Source organism: Sphingomonas sp., from assembly GCF_035998645.1.
In the GTDB taxonomy this organism is placed as follows: Bacteria; Pseudomonadota; Alphaproteobacteria; order Sphingomonadales; family Sphingomonadaceae; genus Sphingomonas.
The window spans coordinates 669,222-687,572 of the sequence record NZ_DASYHL010000002.1; the positions used below are offsets into that span (position 1 = coordinate 669,222).

Consider the following 18,351-nt stretch of genomic DNA (forward strand, 5'->3'; position numbering starts at 1 on the left):
GGTAACGCGTTGTCTGTGCCACACAGCGCCCCTTCCCCCGCCGAATCAATTCGCCTAACCGGATCAACATGCTGGCGGGGCTGATCTTTGCGACGGAGGATGCGGGCGATCGCGCGGGGGTGCTCGCCGCGACGCTTCCGTTCGGGGGGATGACCCTGCTCGAATATCAGGCGCGGCTGCTGATCGGGGCGGGCGCGGGGCATATTCTGGTCGCGGTCAGCCGGGTCACGCCAGCGCTGCTCGGCGCGGTCAGCCGCGCGGCCAAGCGCGGGGTGCCGGTCGATATCGTGCGATCGGCGGCGGAAGCGGCGGCGCGGGTCCATCCGCTCGCGCATGTCGTGGTGGTCGCCGATGGGCTGGTCACCACCGACGATGTGATCGACAAGATGGCGGGCGAGGGCAAGGACGCGATCCTGGTGACGCAGGACCCGGCGGCGTCGCTCGAGCGGATCGATGCGCGCAATTGCTGGGCGGGTGTCGCGCACACCCCGGCGCGGCGGATCAAGGACATTGCCGACTTCCCGCCCGATTATGATTTCCAGTCGACGCTGCTGCGCGCGATCGTGCAGGCGGGGGCGGAGCAGGTGCCGCTGTCGGCGAGTGCGGTGCGCGCCGGCCATGGCGTCGAGCGCGAGGGCGCGGCGCTGGCGAGCCGCAGCAATGCGGTGCTGGCGGCGCTGACCGAGCGGCGGACGAGCTGGGCCGACCGCCATGTGTTCACCCGCGTCGCGCGGTTGGTGCTGCCCAAGGTGGTCGAGCGAGGCATTCCCGCCTGGCTGTTGATGGCGGGCGGCGCGCTGACCGGGGCGGGCGCGACCGCGCTGATCGCGCTCGGCTATGGCTGGGGCGCGGCAATCGCGATCCCGGGTGTCGCGGCACTGGCGACCGGGGCGGCGCTGTCGGCGCTGCGCGGCGAAGAGAAAAGCGCGCTGATGCAGGAGGCGCTGATCGGCGCGATCGTCGGTGCGGTCGTGGGCGCGCTGGGGTTGCTCGAAATGCGCCTCGACCAGACGCTCGACGGCGTGATCCTTGCGCTGGTGACGATCGCTGCGACCGCGATTGCCGAGCGCAGCCAGGCGGTGATCCGCCGCTGGTGGGGCAGTCCGGCCGCGTATCTGCTGCTCGTCACCCCCTTTGCGATGGCGGGTCGGGTGAGCTGGGGACTGGCGGCGATTGCGATCTACGCTTTCGTTACGCTGGCGGCGGCGGTTGAGAGCAAGCGGGAAAAGCCTTAGGGCGACCTTAACCGCATTCCGCTATCCGGAGATCATGTCCGACCCGAATGTCGACATGAGTGACGGCGTTACCAATCGGGGCGCCCGCACGTTGCTCGCGCATGCTGCGAGTGCGGACGCTGCCGCTTACCGCGGGCTGGCGACGGCGATCGACGACTTTTTCCTTCCCGAATCGCACCGGCTGGATGAGCGCACGCGAGTCGGGCTGGGTCGCCTGCTGCGCGCACTGGTCGATACCGTCGAGGGTGAGATTCGCGATCACGGCGTACGCCAGTTGCATGTGCAGGGCGAGACCGCGCTGGCCGATGCGCTGGCCGAGGCCGATGGGGTCTTTTCGGCATTGTGCGATTCGGGCCTGTTACGCGACAGCGAGCTGATGGCGGAGCTGATCGCACAGGTGCGGCAGGAGATGCTGGCGAGCAGCATGCCGGTGCAGGCGCATGACGACCCCGAACGGCCGAGCCTGATCAACCGATTCGTCCAGCATCCCGACCGGGTGCTGGCGCAGAGTGCGATGGGCGTGCTGATCGCCGAGAGCCGGCGCCGCAGCCTGTCCGAAACCGGGCCGTTGCCGCAGACCGATCTGCCCGCCGAACTGCATCACAAGCTGGTGTGGTGGGTCGCCGCCGCGTTGCGTGCGCGGGTGGCTGAAGCGGACACTGTAACACTCGACCGCGTGCTGGCAGAGGCGGCGCAACGCAGCCTGACCGCGCATGATGAGGGCGACCGGGTCGAGGCCGCGGTGATGCGCCTTGCCGCTGCTATCGACGCGCAGCCGGACGAGCTGCCCGAATTGCTGAATGAAGCGCTGGGGGACCGGCGGGTGACGCTGTTCGCTGGCCTGCTCGCGCATGCGCTGGGGGTGGAATATCCCGTGGCGCGCAGCCTCGCGCTCGATGCGGGCAGCGGGCGGCTCTGGGTTGCATTGCGCGCGTTGGAGCTGGATCGGGGGGCGATTGCACGGCTTGGCCTTGCGCTGACCGAGGCCGATCCGCGCCGCGATATCGAGGCGTTTGCCGAGACGCTCGACGCGATCATGACGGTGGATGTGGAGGAAGCGCGCGCTGCGCTGGCCGGCCTGCGGCTGCCGGCCGACTATCGCGCTGCGGTGCAGGCATTGGGGCGCGCGGCATGAACGCGATGGACCCGCATATTCCGATCGCGATCGGTCGGGTTGGCCGCGATGGCCGGCTGCTCGATGCCGAGCCGCGCCTGTCCGACCTCAATGCCCGCGCCGGCGGCAAGCAGGGCGAGCCGCTGGCGGTGCCGCAGATCGCGTCGATCGCGCGGCTGGCGCTGCGGCTGGGCATCGCGATTTCGCGCAACATCGTTGCCGCGGATGGCGAGGACGATATCGACCTGTGGGTCCGCGCCGAGCCCGATAGTGATGGCGTGCGGCTGGAGGTCAGCGGATGGCGTCCGCGCGCGGCGTGGCGGGCGGCGGAGGATGAGCGGCGCGAGGATGATTTCCTGCGGGCCGACGCCGACTGGGTTTGGGAATGCGATGCGGCGATGCGCCTGACGCACCTCTCGCTCGAGGCGGGTGTGCGCTACGGGTTCGATGCTGGCAAGATGCTGGGCCAGCCGCTGACCTTGCTGTTCGCGCTGGAGGCGGATGACGAGGGCGTGCTGCCGATCCTGACCGCTGCGGCGGAGCAGGGGCGGTTCGAGGGGCAGGTCGCGGAATTGCGCGGCACCGGTCGTCGCGTGCGGCTGTCTGCCAGCCCGCGCGTCGATGCGCAGACGCGCTTCGCTGGCTTTACTGGCGCGGCCGAGATGATCGATCCGGCGGAGGGTGCGGAGACGCATCCGCCCGCAGCGCCGGCCGTGTTCACCAGCGAGTTTGGCCAGCGGCTCGACCGTGCGTTGCGCAAGCCATTGAGCCGGATCATCGCCAATGCCGACAGCATCAGCGCGCAGCTCGAAGGGCCGCTGCGCACCGATTATGCCGAATATGCCGGCGACATCGCCAATGCCGGGCGGCATCTGCTGTCGCTGGTCGATGACCTGGCCGATCTGACTGCGGTCGAGCGCGACGATTTCGAGGTTGAGGCCGAACCAATCGACCTGGCCGATATCGCGCGCCGCGCCGCCGGGCTGCTCGCGGTGCGCGCGAGCGAGGCCGATGTCCGCATCGACAAGCCCAAGGCGGACGAGCGCCTGCCCGCGACCGGCGAGTTCCGCCGCGTGCTGCAGATCATGGTCAACCTGATCGGCAATGCGCTGCGCTATTCGCCGCCGGGCGGGTCGGTGTGGGTACGGCTGGAGCGTGAGGGCGCGCTTGGCTGCGTGATTATCGCCGATCAGGGCAAAGGGATTGCGGCGGAGGATCATGGCCGCATCTTTGAGAAATTCGGGCGGGTCGATCCGACCGAACCGGGCGGGAGCGGCTTGGGGCTCTACATCGCGCGGCGGCTTGCCCGTGCGATGGGCGGTGATATCACCGTGGACAGCGCGCCGGGACAGGGTGCGCGCTTCGTCCTGACCCTTCCTGCCCGCGACAGCTGATCGCTTCGACTACAGTTGTAGTTGATGGCAGCGCAGCGGCGTGATACGTCCGCCCCATGACCATGATCGATCGCCGCGCTGCCGTGCGTGGCCTTGCCGCCGGCCTTGCGCTTCCTGCCCTTCCGCTGGCTGTGCAGGCGAAGGAACCGCCACGCGACATTTCGATGGCGCAGGATTTCGACGAGATGTGGGAGACGCTGGCCGCCCGCTACTGCTTCTTCGGCGAGAAGGTGACCGACTGGGCGGCGGTGCGGCGCGTCTATCGCCCGCTGGCGCTGGCCGCGCCGGACTGGGATGCGTTCGCGCTGGTGCTGCGCGGGGCGCTGGGCGAGCTATATGATGCACACACCAATGTGCGCACCGCGCCGGACGGCACGCCGCGCATGCCGCCGTTCGACCTGATCGTGGCGCGCGCGGCGGATGGGCTGCGGGTGACGGCGGTGCAGGATGAGTCGGCTACGGCAAAGGCGGGCATCGCGATCGGGGATGTGGTGACTGCGGTGAACGGCCAGCCGGTTGAGGCGGCGATCCGGGCGGCCGCGCTGCGCTGCCAGCGGCGCGCCGACCCGGAGGCGGACGCGTTCGTGATCAACAGCGTGGTCGCTGGCGGACGCGGGATGCCGCGCACGATCCAGCTGCGTGCTGCGGCGGGCGCGCGCGATGTTGCGCTGCCGCTCAATCAGCGTGACCCTGTGCCGGATGTCAGCCACCGGCGGCTGGATGGCGGGATCGGCTTGATCGCGATCCGCAGCTTCTCCGACGATGCGGCGATCGCGGCGTTCGATGCGGGGCTGGCCGAGCTTCGTGACGCCCCGGCGCTGATCATCGATGTGCGCAACAATGGCGGCGGCGACACCGCAGTCGCCCGCCCGATCATGGGGCGCTTCATTAGCGAAACCCGCCCCTATGCGCGGATGCGCCGCCGGGCGGGGGCGGGGCTGGGACCGGCCTGGACCGAAGTCGTCGCGCCACGTGGCCCGTTCACCTATGACCGGCCCGTCGTCGTGCTGTGCCACCATTGGAGCGCGAGCATGGCCGAGGGGTTCCCGATGGGGATGCGCGGGATCGGGCGCGCGCGGATCGTCGGCACGCGCATGATGCGACTGGGTGCCGCCGTGTTCCCGCTCCGCCTCGACCGCAGCGGGCTCGAACTGCAATATTCGGCCGAGCCGGTCTATGACGTTCAGGACCGCCCGCGCTGGTTGCTCGAACCCGATATGACCGTGCCCGATGGCGGCGATATTCTGGCGGCCGGAATGGCCGAAGCGCGGCGAATGATCGCCGCCGGGCGAACGCTCAGCGCAGCAGCATCCACACTGCCATCGCCACCATCATCACATTCTCGGTCAGCGAGATGAAGCCCAGCGGCACGTTGCTGTCGCCGCCCATGCAGGCGCATTTGAGTTCGCGCTTCTCGATATAGACCGCCTTGAACACCGATACCGCGCCGACGCTGCCGATCAAGGCGGCGAGCGGGATCGAGAGCCAGTGCAGCGCCTGTGCCGTCATCAGGATGCCGGCCAGCCCCTCGGCGAACGGATAGATGTACGCATAGGGCACCCAGCGCCGCGCGAGCATGTCGTAACCGAGGAACATGGTCGAGAAGCTTTCGACATCGCGGAGCTTCTGAATCGCGAGTGCGACCATGCTAAAGGAGATGAACCACTCGCCCGCGCGGATCGTGAAGGGCGAGCCATAGGCGGCATGGCTGGCCGCCAGCGCCATCAACGCCATCATCCCGAACAGTGCGATCACCGGGGCGTAGCTGGTTTCGCCCTTTTCACGGACGTGGAGGCCGAAATGACGGCGCAGATCGTCATAGCCGCCGATCCGGCGCCCTTCGATAAAGGTCTGAGGCGTGGTCGCGACGCCGTGTTCGGCCTTGAATGCGTCGGTCTCTTCCCGTGTGCGTAGCCAATGGTCTTCGACCGCATAGCCATTGCGCTCGAGCAGCGCCTTGGCCTTGAGGCCATAGGGGCAGATATGGCCGGGCATGACCATGCGGTAGAGCGTGGCGGTCGGCTTGGGCATGAGGTACTCCTTCAATCTCGAACGTACCCAGGCCAGATAGGGTCCGTTTCGCGCAACGCAGTCAGGCGCCCACGCCGCGCGGCTTGACCGGGATGCGCAGGTAACGGACGCCGTTTGCTTCGGCCTCGGGCAACTGTCCCGCGCGGACATTGACCTGGATCGAGGGGAGCAGCAGCTTTGGCACCGCGAGCGTCGCGTCACGCGCTTCGCGCATGGCGACGAATTCGTCCTCGCTCACCCCGTCATGAACATGCACGCTCTCGCGCCGCTGTGCCCCGACCGTGGTTTCCCAGCGATAGTCTTCGCGGCCCGGTGCTTTGTAATCGTGGCACAGGAACAGGCGGGTTTCTTCGGGCAGCGACAGCAGCTTGCGGATCGAGCGGTATAGCAACCGTGCGTCGCCCCCTGGGAAATCCGCGCGGGCGGTGCCGTAATCCGGCATGAACAAGGTGTCGCCGACGAACGCCGCGTCGCCGATGCGATAGGCGATGTCGGCGGGGGTGTGGCCGGGGACGTGCATCACTGTGACCTCCAGTTCGCCCAGCGCGAAGCGGTCGCCATCGGCGAACAGCCGGTCGAAATCGGAGCCGTCGGTCTTGAGGTCGGTGAGGTCGAACACCGGGCGGAAGATCTTCTGCACGTGGCGGATATGTTCGCCGATGCCGATCCACGCGCCGGTGCGCGCCTTGATCAGCGGGGCACCCGACAGGTGGTCGGCATGGGCATGGGTTTCGAGCACCATGACGATCCGCCAGCCGTGTGCCTCCGCGCTTGCCAGCACGCGATCGACCGAGGCCGAGTCGACCTCGCCACTGGCTGGGTCGAAATCATGGACCGGGTCGATCACGGCAGCGTCGCCCGTGGCGGGGTCGGCGACGAGATAGGTCACGGTGTTGGTCGGTTCGTCGAAGAACGCTTCGATCACGGGTTGCATTGGCTTTCTCCATTCGATGCTTGACAATATATAAGTATCATCTAAATTAGCAATACCTAATGTAAGGAAGCGTAGATGCTCAAGGCTCCGATGGATCTGGCGACCTTTACCGCGAAGGCGGACGGGGTTGCCGCATTGCTCAAAGCGATGGGCAATGGTCGTCGCCTGATGGTGCTGTGCAAGCTGGTCGAACATGGCGAGATGACCGTGACCGACCTGGCGCGTGAGGTTGCGCTGTCGCAATCGGCGCTGTCCCAGCACCTCGCCAAGATGCGCGACGAAGGGCTCGTGGCCTATCGTCGCGAGGGGCAGACGCTGTGGTACCGGATCGCCGATCCGCGGACCGAGGCGCTGCTCGCCACCCTGTACCAACTTTATTGCAAGGACTGAGGACATGACGATCAAGGCGATTGCGCCCGCCGATGCGCGGCGTGCGGTTGAGGCCGGCGCACTGCTGGTCGACATCCGCGAGGCGGACGAACATGCGCGAGAGAATATCCCCGGCGCGGTCAATGTGCCGCTGTCGCGAATCGGCGACGTGGCGGCGCTGGGGAGGCCCCTGGTGTTCCATTGCCGGTCGGGGATGCGGACCGCGGCCAATGCGGAGGCGTTGAAGGCCGCGGCAGCCGGGTCACCTTGCCATCTGCTCGAAGGCGGGATCGATGGCTGGCGCACTGCCGGGCTGCCGACTGCGGTCGACCGCAAGCAGCCGCTGGAAATCATGCGGCAGGTTCAGATCAGCGCGGGGTCGCTGACGCTGATCGGCATTGCGCTCGGCTTTCTGGTCCATCCGGGTTTCTTCGGGCTGGCAGCGTTTGTCGGTGCCGGGCTGACCTTTGCCGGAACGACCGGCTGGTGTGGCATGGCGCTGTTGCTGCGGCGGATGCCGTGGAACCGCGCGTTGCAGGCCGGATAAGGCGATGATGCTCGCCGCAACCATCCTGTCGGGCGCGCTGATCGGCCTGGTCCTGGGGCTGGTCGGCGGCGGCGGGTCGATCCTCGCGGTGCCGTTGCTGGTCCATGGCGTCGGGGTCACCTCGGCGCATGCCGCGATCGGTACCGCAGCGGTTGCGGTTGCGGCCAATGCGCTGGCGGGACTGGTCGGCCATGCCCGTGCGGGGACGGTGAAGTGGCGCTGTGGCCTGTTGTTTGCCGCAGCCGGGATGGTCGGCGCGGCGGCGGGCGCGGAGCTGGGCAAGGCGATGGACGGACAGCGGCTGTTGCTGTTGTTCGGGCTGTTGATGATCACCATCGGCCTGTCGATGTTCCGCAAGCGGCGCGGGCTTGAGATGCCCGATGTCCGCCTGACGCGGAGCACCGCGCGGCACCTCGTCCCGCGGCTGGTTCCCGCCGGACTGGCGGTCGGCCTCGCATCGGGCTTTTTCGGGATTGGCGGTGGGTTCCTGATCGTGCCCGCACTGATCGCCGCGACGCGGATGCCGCTGAGCTATGCCGCCGGAACGTCACTGGTGGTGGTCAGCGCGCTTGGGGCGACCACGGCGGGCTCTTATGCGCTGTCGGGCTATGTCGACTGGCGGATCGCCGGGCTGATGCTGGTCGGCGGGATCGCGGGGGCAGCGGCGGGCATTGCGCTCGGCAGGCGGATGGCGGCGCGCAAGGGGCTGCTGGAGAAGCTGTTCGCGATCGTGGTGATCGCGGTGGGCGGCTACATCACTGCCACCAGTATGTGAAAACCCCTCCCCGGCCGGGCCGGAGAGGGGGAGAGGGGTCAGCGCTGGCCGACCGGCACGTAATCGCGCTGGGTCGGGCCGGTGTAGAGCTGGCGCGGGCGGCCGATCTTCTGGTCCGGATCGCTGATCATTTCGTTCCACTGCGCGACCCAGCCGACGGTGCGGGCGAGGGCGAACAGCACGGTGAACATCGTGGTCGGGAAGCCGATCGCCGAGAGGATCACGCCCGAGTAGAAATCGACGTTCGGGTAGAGCTTCTTGTCGATGAAATACTGGTCGCTGAGTGCGATCCGCTCCAGCTCGCGCGCCGTGTCGAGCACCGGATCGCTGATGCCGAGCTTGTCCAGAACCTCGGTCGCGGCCTTCGACAGCACCTTCGCGCGCGGGTCGAAATTCTTGTACACGCGGTGGCCAAAACCCATAAGGCGGAACGGATCGTCCTTGTTCTTGGCGCGGGCGATATATTCGGGGATGCGGTCGGGATGGCCGATCTCACGCAGCATGTTGAGCGCCGCTTCGTTCGCGCCGCCATGCGCCGGGCCCCACAGGCAGGCGATGCCCGCCGCGATGCACGCGAACGGATTGGCACCCGAGGACCCCGCGAGGCGGACGGTCGAGGTCGACGCATTCTGTTCGTGATCGGCGTGGAGGATGAAGATCTTGTCCATCGCCGATTCGATGATCGGATCGACGACATACTCTTCCGCCGGAACGCCGAACGTCATGCGCAGGAAGTTGCCGGTGTAGGACAGCGAATTGTCCGGATACAGGAACGGCTGACCCACGCTGTACTTGTACGCCATCGCCGCGATCGTCGGCATCTTGGCGATCAGCCGGTGGCTGGCGATCATCCGCTGGGTCGGATCGGTGATGTCGGTCGAGTCGTGGTAGAAGGCCGACAGCGCGCCGACCACGCCGCACATGATCGCCATCGGGTGCGCATCGCGACGGAAGCCGCGATAGAAGGTCGCGAGCTGTTCGTGCAGCATCGTGTGGCGGCTGATCGTGTGGGTGAACTTGCCCAGCTCGTCGCCGTTCGGCAGCTCGCCGTTCAGCAGCAGATAGGCGACCTCCATGAAGCTCGACTGTTTGGCGAGCTGATCGATCGGATAGCCGCGATGCAGCAGCACGCCAGCGTCACCGTCGATATAGGTGAGGCCACTCTCGCACGATGCAGTCGAGGTGAAGCCCGGATCATAGGTGAACATGCCCGATTGGGCATAGAATTTGCGGATATCGACGACCTCGGGGCCGACGCTGCCCTGTCGCACAGGATAGCCCTTGTCGCCCAGATTGAGGGTGGAGTCGGTCATCGTAACTTCCTTTCCTTCAGCCGTCCGTTTCACGCGCCCGGGGAGGCCGTCATCTGATCCGCAATCCGGCCGAGGCTTTCGTCGCGCCCCAGCAGGAAGAGCACGTCGTAAATCCCAGGCGAGGTGCGTTTTCCGGTGAGCGCCGCGCGAAGCGGCTGTGCCACCGCGCCCAGTTTGACGCCCGCCGACTCCGCAACTTCGCGTACCGCGGTTTCGAGTGCTTCCGTATTCCAGTCCGCGACCGCGTCAAGCGCGCTGTGCACTTGCGAAATAAGTTCGCGTGCCTGACCTTCAAGCAGCGGGGCCGCATCGGCGTCGATTTGGAGCGGCCGGGTGGCGAACAGGAAGGCGGCGCCGGCCGCAATTTCGATCAGGCTGGCGGCGCGCGGCTTGAGCGCGTGCATGCTGCGTTGCAGAAGATCGCGCTGTGCGGGCGTGGGGTCGAACGGCAGGAACGGCGCGGCTAGCTGCGCCAACCGGGCATCGTCCGCCGCGCGGATATAATGGCCGTTGATGTTGTCGAGCTTCTTGAGATCAAAGCGCGACGGGCTTTTGCCGACGCCCTCCAGCCCGAACCATTCGATCGCCTGCTCGCGGCTGATGAACTCGTCATCGCCATGGCCCCAGCCGAGGCGGAGCAGGTGGTTGAACAAAGCTTCGGGTAGCACGCCCAGATCGTCGCGGTAATCGTTGACGCCAAGCGCGCCGTGTCGCTTCGACAGCTTGGCCCCGTCCGCACCGTGGATCAGCGGGATATGGGCATAGATCGGCTCGGGCCAGTCCCCCTCAATTTTGGCCATCGCGCGCAGGATGGTCAGCTGGCGGAAGGCGTTGTTGAGGTGATCGTCGCCGCGAATGACGTGGGTCACGCCCATGTCGTGATCATCGACCACCACCGCGAGCATATAGGTCGGCGTGCCGTCCGAGCGCAGCAGGACCATGTCGTCCAGCTCGGCATTCTGCACGGTCACTTCGCCCTGCACCAGGTCGCGGATCGTCGTCGCGCCCTCGCGCTCGGCACGGATGCGGACGACGTGCGGCTGGTCGAGCGGGCCGTCGCTGCGGTCGCGCCACGGGCTGCGGATGCGATAGGGGGTCTTGGCCGCCTGTGCCGCCTCACGCTGCGCCGCGATCTCCTCCTGCGTCATCCAGCAGCGATAGGCGTGGCCGCTCTCTAGCATCGCGTGCGCGACTTCGGCATGGCGATCGGCGCGGGCGAACTGATAGACTTCCTCGCCATCCCAATCGAGGCCGAGCCAGCGCATCCCGTCGAGGATCGCGGCGATGGCCGGCTCGGTCGAGCGGGCGCGGTCGGTATCCTCGATGCGCAGCAGGAACTTGCCGCCGTGATGGCGGGCGAACAGCCAGTTGAACAGCGCGGTGCGCGCGCCGCCGATGTGTAGAAAGCCGGTCGGCGAGGGCGCAAAGCGCGTGACGATGTTCGTGCCCGAGGGCTCAACTACTGCGCTCAACCGCGCGATCTCCAGCTTGCAAAGGGTGGCCGGGATGGCCGGCTGCGCCCCTAGCACGCGGTTTCGCAGGCTTCAAACCGCAGTGATACGTAGGGTATTGGAGTGGGTTGCGTAGGGACTAGGGCTGGCCCAAGCTGTGGCCCCGATGGGGACCGACGCCGCGCGCGCATGGGGGCCGATGCGGGTCCCGCACCTGGCATGGCCGGGCGATGTTGGCGTGCGGGTCGAGCGCTGGCTGGAGGGCGAGCGCGGGCAGCTGTTCCTGTGGGTGCCGGTGATGATCGGCGGGGGCATTGCGGCGTGGTTTGCGCTGCCCGATGCGGCGCGATGGGGCGCGGTGATTCTGGTGGGACTGGCGGTCGCGGCGGCGGCGCTGGCAGTAGGGCGCAGCGGGCGTGCGGCGCGGGCGCTGGTATGGGCCGGCCTGCTCGTCGCGCTGGGCTGTGCGCTGGTGTGGTGGCGGGCCGAGCGGGTCGCGGCGCCAGTGCTGGCGCGGCCGGCGGTGGTGCAGGTGGTCGGTATTGTCGAGCGGATCGAGCCGATGCCGGCGCGGGAGCTGGTGCGACTGCGGATCGCGACCGATGCCGGGAGCGGTTTGCCGGGGCTGGTGCGGGTCAATCTGGCGGTGAAGGACATGCCCGACGGGCTGACGCCCGGCGCGCGGGTGCGGGTGCGGGCGCGGCTGATGCCGCCTGCGCCGCCGGCGGTGCCGGGGGCCTATGATTTCGAGCGAGTCGCGTGGTTCGACGGGCTGGGCGCGACAGGGCGCGGGTTCGCGCCGGTCGAAGTGCTGGCGCCGGGTCGGCCCGATAGCGGGCTGCGCGCGCGGCTGACCGGGCATGTGCAATCGCGGATCGAGGGGAGCGCGGGCGGGATTGCGGCGGCGCTGGTGACCGGTGATCGCGGGGCGATCAGCGAGGAGGATGCCGAGGCGCTCCGGCGATCTGGCCTTGCGCATCTGTTGTCGGTCAGCGGGCTGCATGTGACGGCGGTGGTGGGGGCGACGATGCTGCTGGTGCTGCGGCTGCTCGCGCTCAGCCCGACGTTGGCGCTGCGCTGGCCCTTGCCGGTGATCGCGGCGGGCGTCGCCGGGGTGACGGCGGTGGGGTACACGCTGCTAACCGGGGCCGAGGTGCCGACGGTGCGGTCGTGCATCGCGGCGCTGATGGTGCTGGCGGCGATGATGCTGGGGCGACAGGCGATCACGCTGCGGCTGGTCGCGTTCGGGGCGTTGGTGGTGTTGCTGCTGTGGCCCGAAGCGCTCGTTGGGCCGAGTTTTCAGATGAGCTTTGCCGCGGTGACGGCGATCGTCGCGCTGTACGAAAATCAGCGGGTGCGCGGCTGGTTCGAGCGGCGTGAGGAGGGGTGGGGGCGGCGGCTGGCGCGCGGGGTTGCTTCGCTGCTGCTGACCGGCCTTGTCGTCGAAATCGCGCTGACGCCGATCGCGCTCTACCATTTCCACAAGTCCGGGATTTACGGCTCGCTCGCCAATATCGTGGCGATTCCGCTGACTACTTTTGTCGTGATGCCATTCGAGGCGGCGGGGTTGTTCTTCGATCTGATAGGGCTCGGCGGGCCCTTCTGGTGGGTGGCGGAGCAGGGGCTGCATCTGTTGCTGTGGATCGCGCATTCCGCCGCGAATGCGCCGGGCGCGCTGGCGATGCTGCCTGCGATGCCGGGCGGCGCCTATGCGCTGATGGTGGTGGGCGGCGTGTGGATCGCTTTGTGGCGCACGCGGGTGCGGCTGGCGGGGGTGGTGCCGGTGGTGGCAGGCGCAATCTGGGCGCTGGCGACGCCGATGCCGGACCTGCTGGTGACTGGCGACGGGCGGCATCTGGCGCTGCGGATGCCGGGGGGCGAACTGGCGCTGCTGCGCGACCGGGCGGGGGACTATGTCCGCGATACGCTGGCCGAGAATGGCGGGGTGGATGCCGAACTACCCGCGCTGGCCGAGCAGCGCGATGCGCGGTGCAGTGCCGATCTGTGCATGGTGACGATCGAGCGCGGCGGGCGGAGCTGGCGGATCGCTGCGACGCGGAGTGGCTATCGCGTGCCGTGGCGCGAGATGGTCGCGTTCTGCGCATCGGCGGACATCATCCTCGCGGACCGCTGGCTGCCGCGTGGATGCGTGCCGAAATGGCTGAAGCTGGATCGCGCGAAGCTGGAGGAGACCGGCGGGGTAGCAATCACGTTCGGGGAGCGCCCGGCGGTGGTGACGGTGCGGCGCGCGGGGGCGCGGCATCCTTGGTTGGAGCCGGAGACGGTGACGCCGCCACGCGAGTGATGGCCGGACCTCGTCTAAATGCAGTCGATAACTGCGCTGCTCGCGAAACCGTTCAGACAGCAGGCAATTGCTGACCGTCGCGTAGGCCCCAAGCCCGGCCCTTCGCAGCGGTTCGGCGACCATCCATGGCTGAGTCCTAAACCGGCAATGCCGGCGCGCTGAGAGCGTCAGCACTCGACGCAACATTCCTCGTCGTTCAGGCCCGCGCCAAGGTCTATGGCTCTCCGCATCCCTGCGCTTGTTACGCGTCTGCCTCCCGATAGGCCGCCGCCCCACGACCCGCCCGCGCGATGCGACGAGCCGCATGGTTAACCTGCCGATCCGCAAAACCCCCGACTTGCGGACGTACCCATTTCACGCATATTCTTGGATATGACCGGAGGGGTGAGTCCGGCTTTCCACAGTTTATGGAGCCTCCAGGTCATGGCCTGCGCCGCGTTCTCACGCCTTGTCGATTCGGGATTCCGCCACTGATGTCGGGCACCCGTCCCCTGCTGTCGCTCCCCAGCTCGCAGGATGCCTGCGCGGCGATCGGCGATGTGTTTCTGGTCGGCGGCATCGTCGGTCCGGCGCACGAGCTGACGCTGGAAGAGGTCCGGGCCGAGCGTCCCCGCGCGACCTCGACCGCGTGGCGCATGCCCTATTCGATGTATCTGCGTGGCGCCGCCGGGGCATCGCTGCCGCAGGGGCTCTACTGGCTCTCGCACCCCAGCTTCGGGCGCATGTGCCTGTTCCTCGTCCCCCGCAGCCGCGAACCCATTACCGGCGCGGTGCGCTACGAAGCGGTATTCGACTGAGGGGGACTATTTCCGCAGCAATCTGCCCAACACGCTGCGATCCTTCAGGATTTCCCGCGCCGCGTTATGCCCCGGCGCACCGGTCACCCCACCACCCGGATGGGTGCCCGCGCCGCACAGATACAGGCCGCTGATCGGGCTGCGATAATCGCCATGCCCGAGCACCGGCCGCGCCGCCCACAGCTGGTCGAGCGACATGCGACCGTGAAAAATGTCGCCATCGACCAGCCCGAATTTGCGGTCGAGGTCGGTGGGGGAGTGGATCTGCCGGGCGATGATCGAGTCGCGGAAATTGGGGGCGTGCTGCGTCACCGTGTCGATAATGTCGTCCGCCGCCGCCTCCCGCTCATCGTCCCAGCTGCGGCCGTTGGGCAGGGTCGGGGCGAACTGCTGGCAGAACAGGCTGGCGACATGGCAGCCGGGCGGGGCGAGGCTGTCATCGACGGCGGAGGGAATGGTCATCTCCACCACCGGCGCATTCGACCAGCCATAGCGGACCGCGTCCTCATGGGCCTTGTCCATATAGTCCATGGTCGGCGCGATGATGATGCCGCTGCGGTGATGTTCGACATCCTTGCCGGGAAGGACGGTGAAATCGGGAAGTTCGGACAGCGCGACGTTCATCCGGAAGCTGCCCGATCCGGTCTTGAACCCGGCAATGCGGCGGCTGAAATCCTGCGGAAGTTCGGAATGATCGACGAGTTTGCGGAACAGCAGGGCAGGACCAACATTGGCGACCACGGTCTTCGCCGCAATCTCCTCGCCGCTCGACAACCGCACCCCGGCGGCGCGACCCTTGTCGGTCAGCACCCGGTCGACCGGTTCCTCCAGCCGGATCACCGCTCCGGCCTGGGTCGCCGCCTCGGCCATCATCCGGGTGATGCTGCCCATCCCCCCGACCGGATGGCCCCACGCGCCCTTCTTGCCGTTCACCTCGCCGAAGACGTGGTGCAGCAGGACATAGGCCGACCCCGCCGCCGACGGCCCGGCATAGTTGCCGACCACCGCATCGAACGCAAAGGCTGCTTTGACATGCTCATTCTCGAACCACTGATCGAGAAATTCGCGAGCAGACTGGACGAACAGGGCCAAGGCATCCCGCTGCCCCTCGATCGGCAAGGAGGTCACCGCCCGACCCTGTGCCGCAGCGGCGAGCAACGCGGCGATCCCCCCACCGGCATTGGGCGGCGTCTTCAGCGCCATGCTCCGCAACAGGTCCGCCACCCGCTCCAGCGCCGCCTCATAGCCATCCAGCGCCGCAGCGTCCCTGGCGGAGAACCGCGCAAACTCCGCCCGGGTCCGCTCCGCCCCGCCACCCAGCTTCAGATAATCGCCGTCCAGCGGAAAGAAGTTCGACACTGGCCGCTCGATCACCCGGTAACCGCGCTCGACCAGCTTCATGTCAGCGATGACCTTGGGCTGCAGCAAGCTGACGGTGTAGCTCGCGGCGGAGTTGCGGAAGCCGGGGTGAAACTCCTCGGTTACCGCCGCCCCGCCGACCACGTCCCGGCGCTCGACCACACAGACCTTGAGGCCGGCGCGGGCGAGGTAAAAGGCGCAGGTCAGCCCATTATGCCCCGCCCCGATGACGACCGCGTCGAAGCGCTGCGTCACCGCTTCAGCCGCTCGGCATGCCAGGCGACATGATCGGCCATGAAGCTGGAGATGAAGTAATAGCTATGGTCATACCCCGGCTGCATCCGCAGCGTGAGGTCGATCCCGGCCTCGCGGCATGCCGCCGCCAGCAGCGCGGGCTTGAGCTGCTCGGTCAGGAAAGCATCGGCCTCGCCCTGATCGACCAGCAGCTCGGGCAGCCGCGCCCCATCCTCGATCAGCGCCACCGCATCATGCTGCCGCCACGCCGCGCGGTCATCGCCGAGATAGCCGCCCAGCGCCTTCTCACCCCAGGGGCATTGCGATGGTGCAACGATCGGCGCGAACGCACTGACCGAGCGGAACCGATCCGGATTGCGCAACCCGATCGTCAGCGCGCCATGCCCACCCATCGAATGCCCGGTAATCCCCTGCCGCCCCAAGTCCGCCATCGGAAATTCGCGCAGGATCAGCCCGGGCAGCTCGTCCTCGATATAAGACCGCATCCGGAAATTCGCGGACCAAGGCTCCTGCGTCGCATCGACATAAAATCCCGCGCCCTTGCCGAAATCATAGGCATCGTCATCGGGCACATCGTCACCACGCGGCGAGGTGTCGGGGGCGATGAAGATCACGCCATGCTCGGCACAGGCCGCGCGATACTCGCCCTTCTCGGTAACGTTGGCATGGGTGCAGGTGAGGCCGGACAGGTACCACAGCACCGGCAGCTTCGCACCCTCCAGATGGTCGGGGACGAAGACCGAAAAGGTCATCGGCGTGCCAGTCGCGGTCGAGTCGTGCCGATACACGCCCTGCGTCCCGCCATGCGCGCGATTGGTCGAAACCGTCTCCATCCCCATGCGCCCTCAGCCTGCCTTGGGCACGCGGTACATCGCGCAGACCTTGTTCCCCGCCGGATCGCGCAGATAGGCGAGGTAGAGCGCGCCGAACGCATTTTCGCGGATGCCCGGCGGATCTTCGATCGCGGTGCCACCATGGGCGAGGCCCGCGGCGTGCCAGGCATCGACCATCTCCGGGCTGGTCGCGGCAAAGCCGACCGTGCCGCCATTGGCGTGGCAGGCGGGCTGACCGTCGAGCGGCTTGCTCAGCATGAAGATGCCGCCATTGTGCATGTAGAATGCGCGGCCCTTGGGATCGACGCTTCCGGCGCGCGCGCCCAGCGTGCCGAGCGTGGCGTCATAGAATGCCTTGGACGCGGCAACATCGTTGGCGCCGAGCATGATGTGGCTAAACATGGCTTCCTCTCCCCAGTTATGATTTCAGAACACCACGACGCTGCGGATGCTCTCGCCCGCATGCATCAGGTCGAACCCCTTGTTGATATCTTCCAGACCCATGGCATGGGTGATCATCGGGTCGATCTCAATCTTGCCGGTCATGTACATGTCGACGATCTTGGGCACATCGGTGCGGCCCTTCGCCCCGCCGAACGCGGTGCCGCGCCAGTTGCGGCCGGTGACCAGCTGGAACGGACGCGTGGCGATCTCCTTGCCCGCCTCGGCCACGCCGATGATGATGCTGGTGCCCCAGCCACGATGGCACGCCTCCAGGGCGATGCGCATCACATCGGTGTTGCCGGTGGCGTCGAAGGTATAGTCTGCGCCGCCATCGGTCATCGCCACGATCGTCGCGACGACGTCCTCACGGCTCATGCCCTTCGAATTGAGGAAGTCGGTCATGCCAAAGCGGCGGCCCCATTCCTCACGGTCGGGGTTGATGTCGACGCCGATGATCTGGTTCGCGCCGGCCAGCCGTGCGCCCTGAATCACGTTGAGCCCGATGCCGCCAAGCCCGAACACCACGACATTGTCGCCGACTTGCACCTTGGCGGTGTTGATCACCGCGCCGACTCCGGTGGTGACGCCACAGCCGATGTAGCAGCTGCTCTGGAACGGCGCGTCCTCACGGATTTTGGCGACCGCGATCTCGGGCAGCACGGTGAAGTTCGAGAAGGTCGAGCAGCCCATATAATGGTAGATCGGCTGACCTTTGTAGCTGAACCGCGTGGTGCCGTCGGGCATCAGCCCCTTGCCCTGGGTCGCGCGGATCGCGGTGCACAGGTTCGTCTTGCCCGACAGGCACGACTTACACTGGCGGCATTCGGGGGTGTAGAGCGGGATGACATGGTCGCCGGGCGTCACGCTGGTCACGCCTGCGCCGACCTCGCGCACGATCCCCGCGCCCTCATGCCCCAGCACGCTCGGGAAGATGCCCTCGCTGTCGAACCCGTCGAGCGTATAGGCGTCGGTATGGCAGATGCCGGTCGCCATGATCTCGACCAGCACTTCGCCGGCCTTCGGCCCTTCCAGGTCCAGTTCGACGATCTCGAGCGGCTTCTTCGCCTCAAACGCAACGGCGGCACGGGTCTTCATGGGTTGTCGTCTCCCTTGGGTTGCGCCCCTCATGGCGCAGCCGCGCGCGTGATTCCACCCCGTGACGCGCAAAGTCGGTTGCCCTTTGTGCAAAGCGCGG

17 protein-coding genes are annotated in these 18,351 nt (G+C 67.4%); 9 read left to right on the forward strand and 8 right to left on the reverse strand.

Translation table 11 applies throughout. From position 1 onward, the window contains the following. Positions 1–68: 68 nt before the first annotated feature. The 4 genes from VGN66_RS03485 to VGN66_RS03500 are packed head-to-tail and all read left to right on the forward strand — an operon-like array spanning position 69 to position 5,101. Positions 69–1,235 (forward strand): hypothetical protein, encoded by a 1,167-nt coding sequence (locus VGN66_RS03485; RefSeq protein ID WP_327517444.1) that lies wholly within the window; start codon positions 69–71, stop codon positions 1,233–1,235. Positions 1,236–1,269: 34 nt separating this feature from the next. Beyond that, the gene (locus tag VGN66_RS03490) at positions 1,270–2,370 is read left to right on the forward strand and encodes a DUF2336 domain-containing protein (protein WP_327517445.1); all 1,101 of its coding nucleotides are present in this window, start codon (positions 1,270–1,272) and stop codon (positions 2,368–2,370) included. Next, positions 2,367–3,743, forward strand: a complete 1,377-nt coding sequence (locus VGN66_RS03495; protein WP_327517446.1) for a HAMP domain-containing sensor histidine kinase — start codon at positions 2,367–2,369, stop codon at positions 3,741–3,743. Before VGN66_RS03490 ends, VGN66_RS03495 begins: the two co-directional genes overlap by 4 nt. A gap of 56 nt (positions 3,744–3,799) precedes the next feature. Next, positions 3,800–5,101 (forward strand): S41 family peptidase, encoded by a 1,302-nt coding sequence (locus VGN66_RS03500; protein WP_327517447.1) that lies wholly within the window; start codon positions 3,800–3,802, stop codon positions 5,099–5,101. Here the strand turns inward: VGN66_RS03500 and VGN66_RS03505 are convergent. Both VGN66_RS03505 and VGN66_RS03510 read right to left on the reverse strand, forming a co-directional pair. Continuing rightward, on the reverse strand, positions 5,040–5,774 hold the full coding sequence (locus VGN66_RS03505; RefSeq protein WP_327517448.1) for a glutaredoxin: 735 nt from the start codon (positions 5,772–5,774) through the stop codon (positions 5,040–5,042). The genes VGN66_RS03500 and VGN66_RS03505 overlap by 62 nt on opposite strands. 61 nt (positions 5,775–5,835) lie before the next feature. Beyond that, the gene (locus tag VGN66_RS03510; protein WP_327517449.1) at positions 5,836–6,708 is read right to left on the reverse strand and encodes an MBL fold metallo-hydrolase; all 873 of its coding nucleotides are present in this window, start codon (positions 6,706–6,708) and stop codon (positions 5,836–5,838) included. A 75-nt stretch (positions 6,709–6,783) separates the two neighbouring features. On the opposite strand from VGN66_RS03510, the gene VGN66_RS03515 reads away from it, so the two are divergent. From VGN66_RS03515 to VGN66_RS03525, 3 genes are read left to right on the forward strand one after another with little or no spacing between them, the layout of a single operon-like run. Then, positions 6,784–7,098, forward strand: a complete 315-nt coding sequence (locus VGN66_RS03515) for a metalloregulator ArsR/SmtB family transcription factor (protein WP_327517450.1) — start codon at positions 6,784–6,786, stop codon at positions 7,096–7,098. Positions 7,099–7,102: 4 nt separating this feature from the next. Further along, entirely contained in the window at positions 7,103–7,624 is a 522-nt protein-coding gene (locus VGN66_RS03520; protein WP_327517451.1) for a rhodanese family protein, read from the forward strand. A 4-nt stretch (positions 7,625–7,628) separates the two neighbouring features. Next, positions 7,629–8,399: a sulfite exporter TauE/SafE family protein gene (locus tag VGN66_RS03525; RefSeq protein WP_327517452.1), complete on the forward strand. Its 771-nt coding sequence runs from the start codon at positions 7,629–7,631 to the stop codon at positions 8,397–8,399. Between the two features lie 38 nt (positions 8,400–8,437). Here the strand turns inward: VGN66_RS03525 and VGN66_RS03530 are convergent, their stop codons facing one another. Continuing rightward, positions 8,438–9,712 (reverse strand): citrate synthase, encoded by a 1,275-nt coding sequence (locus VGN66_RS03530; RefSeq protein ID WP_327517453.1) that lies wholly within the window; start codon positions 9,710–9,712, stop codon positions 8,438–8,440. Between the two features lie 29 nt (positions 9,713–9,741). Beyond that, positions 9,742–11,184, reverse strand: a complete 1,443-nt coding sequence (gene gltX / locus VGN66_RS03535) for a glutamate--tRNA ligase (RefSeq protein ID WP_327517454.1) — start codon at positions 11,182–11,184, stop codon at positions 9,742–9,744. 178 nt (positions 11,185–11,362) lie between these two features. Here gltX and VGN66_RS03540 point away from each other — a divergent pair, with 178 nt between their 5' ends. Continuing rightward, a complete protein-coding gene (locus VGN66_RS03540) occupies positions 11,363–13,468 on the forward strand; it encodes a ComEC/Rec2 family competence protein (RefSeq protein ID WP_414713178.1) in 2,106 nt (701 codons plus the stop codon). Positions 13,469–13,941: 473 nt separating this feature from the next. Further along, positions 13,942–14,265 carry a DUF6916 family protein gene (locus tag VGN66_RS03545; RefSeq protein WP_327517455.1) on the forward strand — a complete coding sequence of 108 codons (324 nt, stop codon included), beginning with the start codon at positions 13,942–13,944 and terminating at the stop codon, positions 14,263–14,265. Positions 14,266–14,271: 6 nt separating this feature from the next. On the opposite strand, the gene VGN66_RS03550 is transcribed toward VGN66_RS03545, so the two are convergent. Genes VGN66_RS03550 through VGN66_RS03565 form a run of 4 tightly spaced genes read right to left on the reverse strand, consistent with a single transcriptional unit; the run spans position 14,272 to position 18,251 of the window. Further along, entirely contained in the window at positions 14,272–15,879 is a 1,608-nt protein-coding gene (locus VGN66_RS03550; protein ID WP_327517456.1) for an NAD(P)/FAD-dependent oxidoreductase, read from the reverse strand. Next, positions 15,876–16,718: an S-formylglutathione hydrolase gene (gene fghA / locus VGN66_RS03555; RefSeq protein ID WP_327517457.1), complete on the reverse strand. Its 843-nt coding sequence runs from the start codon at positions 16,716–16,718 to the stop codon at positions 15,876–15,878. The genes VGN66_RS03550 and fghA overlap by 4 nt, the downstream gene beginning before the upstream one ends. Positions 16,719–16,724: 6 nt before the next feature. Continuing rightward, complete coding sequence (locus tag VGN66_RS03560) at positions 16,725–17,114, reverse strand: VOC family protein (protein ID WP_327517458.1); 390 nt, start codon at positions 17,112–17,114, stop codon at positions 16,725–16,727. Between the two features lie 24 nt (positions 17,115–17,138). Beyond that, complete coding sequence (locus tag VGN66_RS03565; RefSeq protein WP_327517459.1) at positions 17,139–18,251, reverse strand: S-(hydroxymethyl)glutathione dehydrogenase/class III alcohol dehydrogenase; 1,113 nt, start codon at positions 18,249–18,251, stop codon at positions 17,139–17,141. Positions 18,252–18,351: the final 100 nt, after the last annotated feature.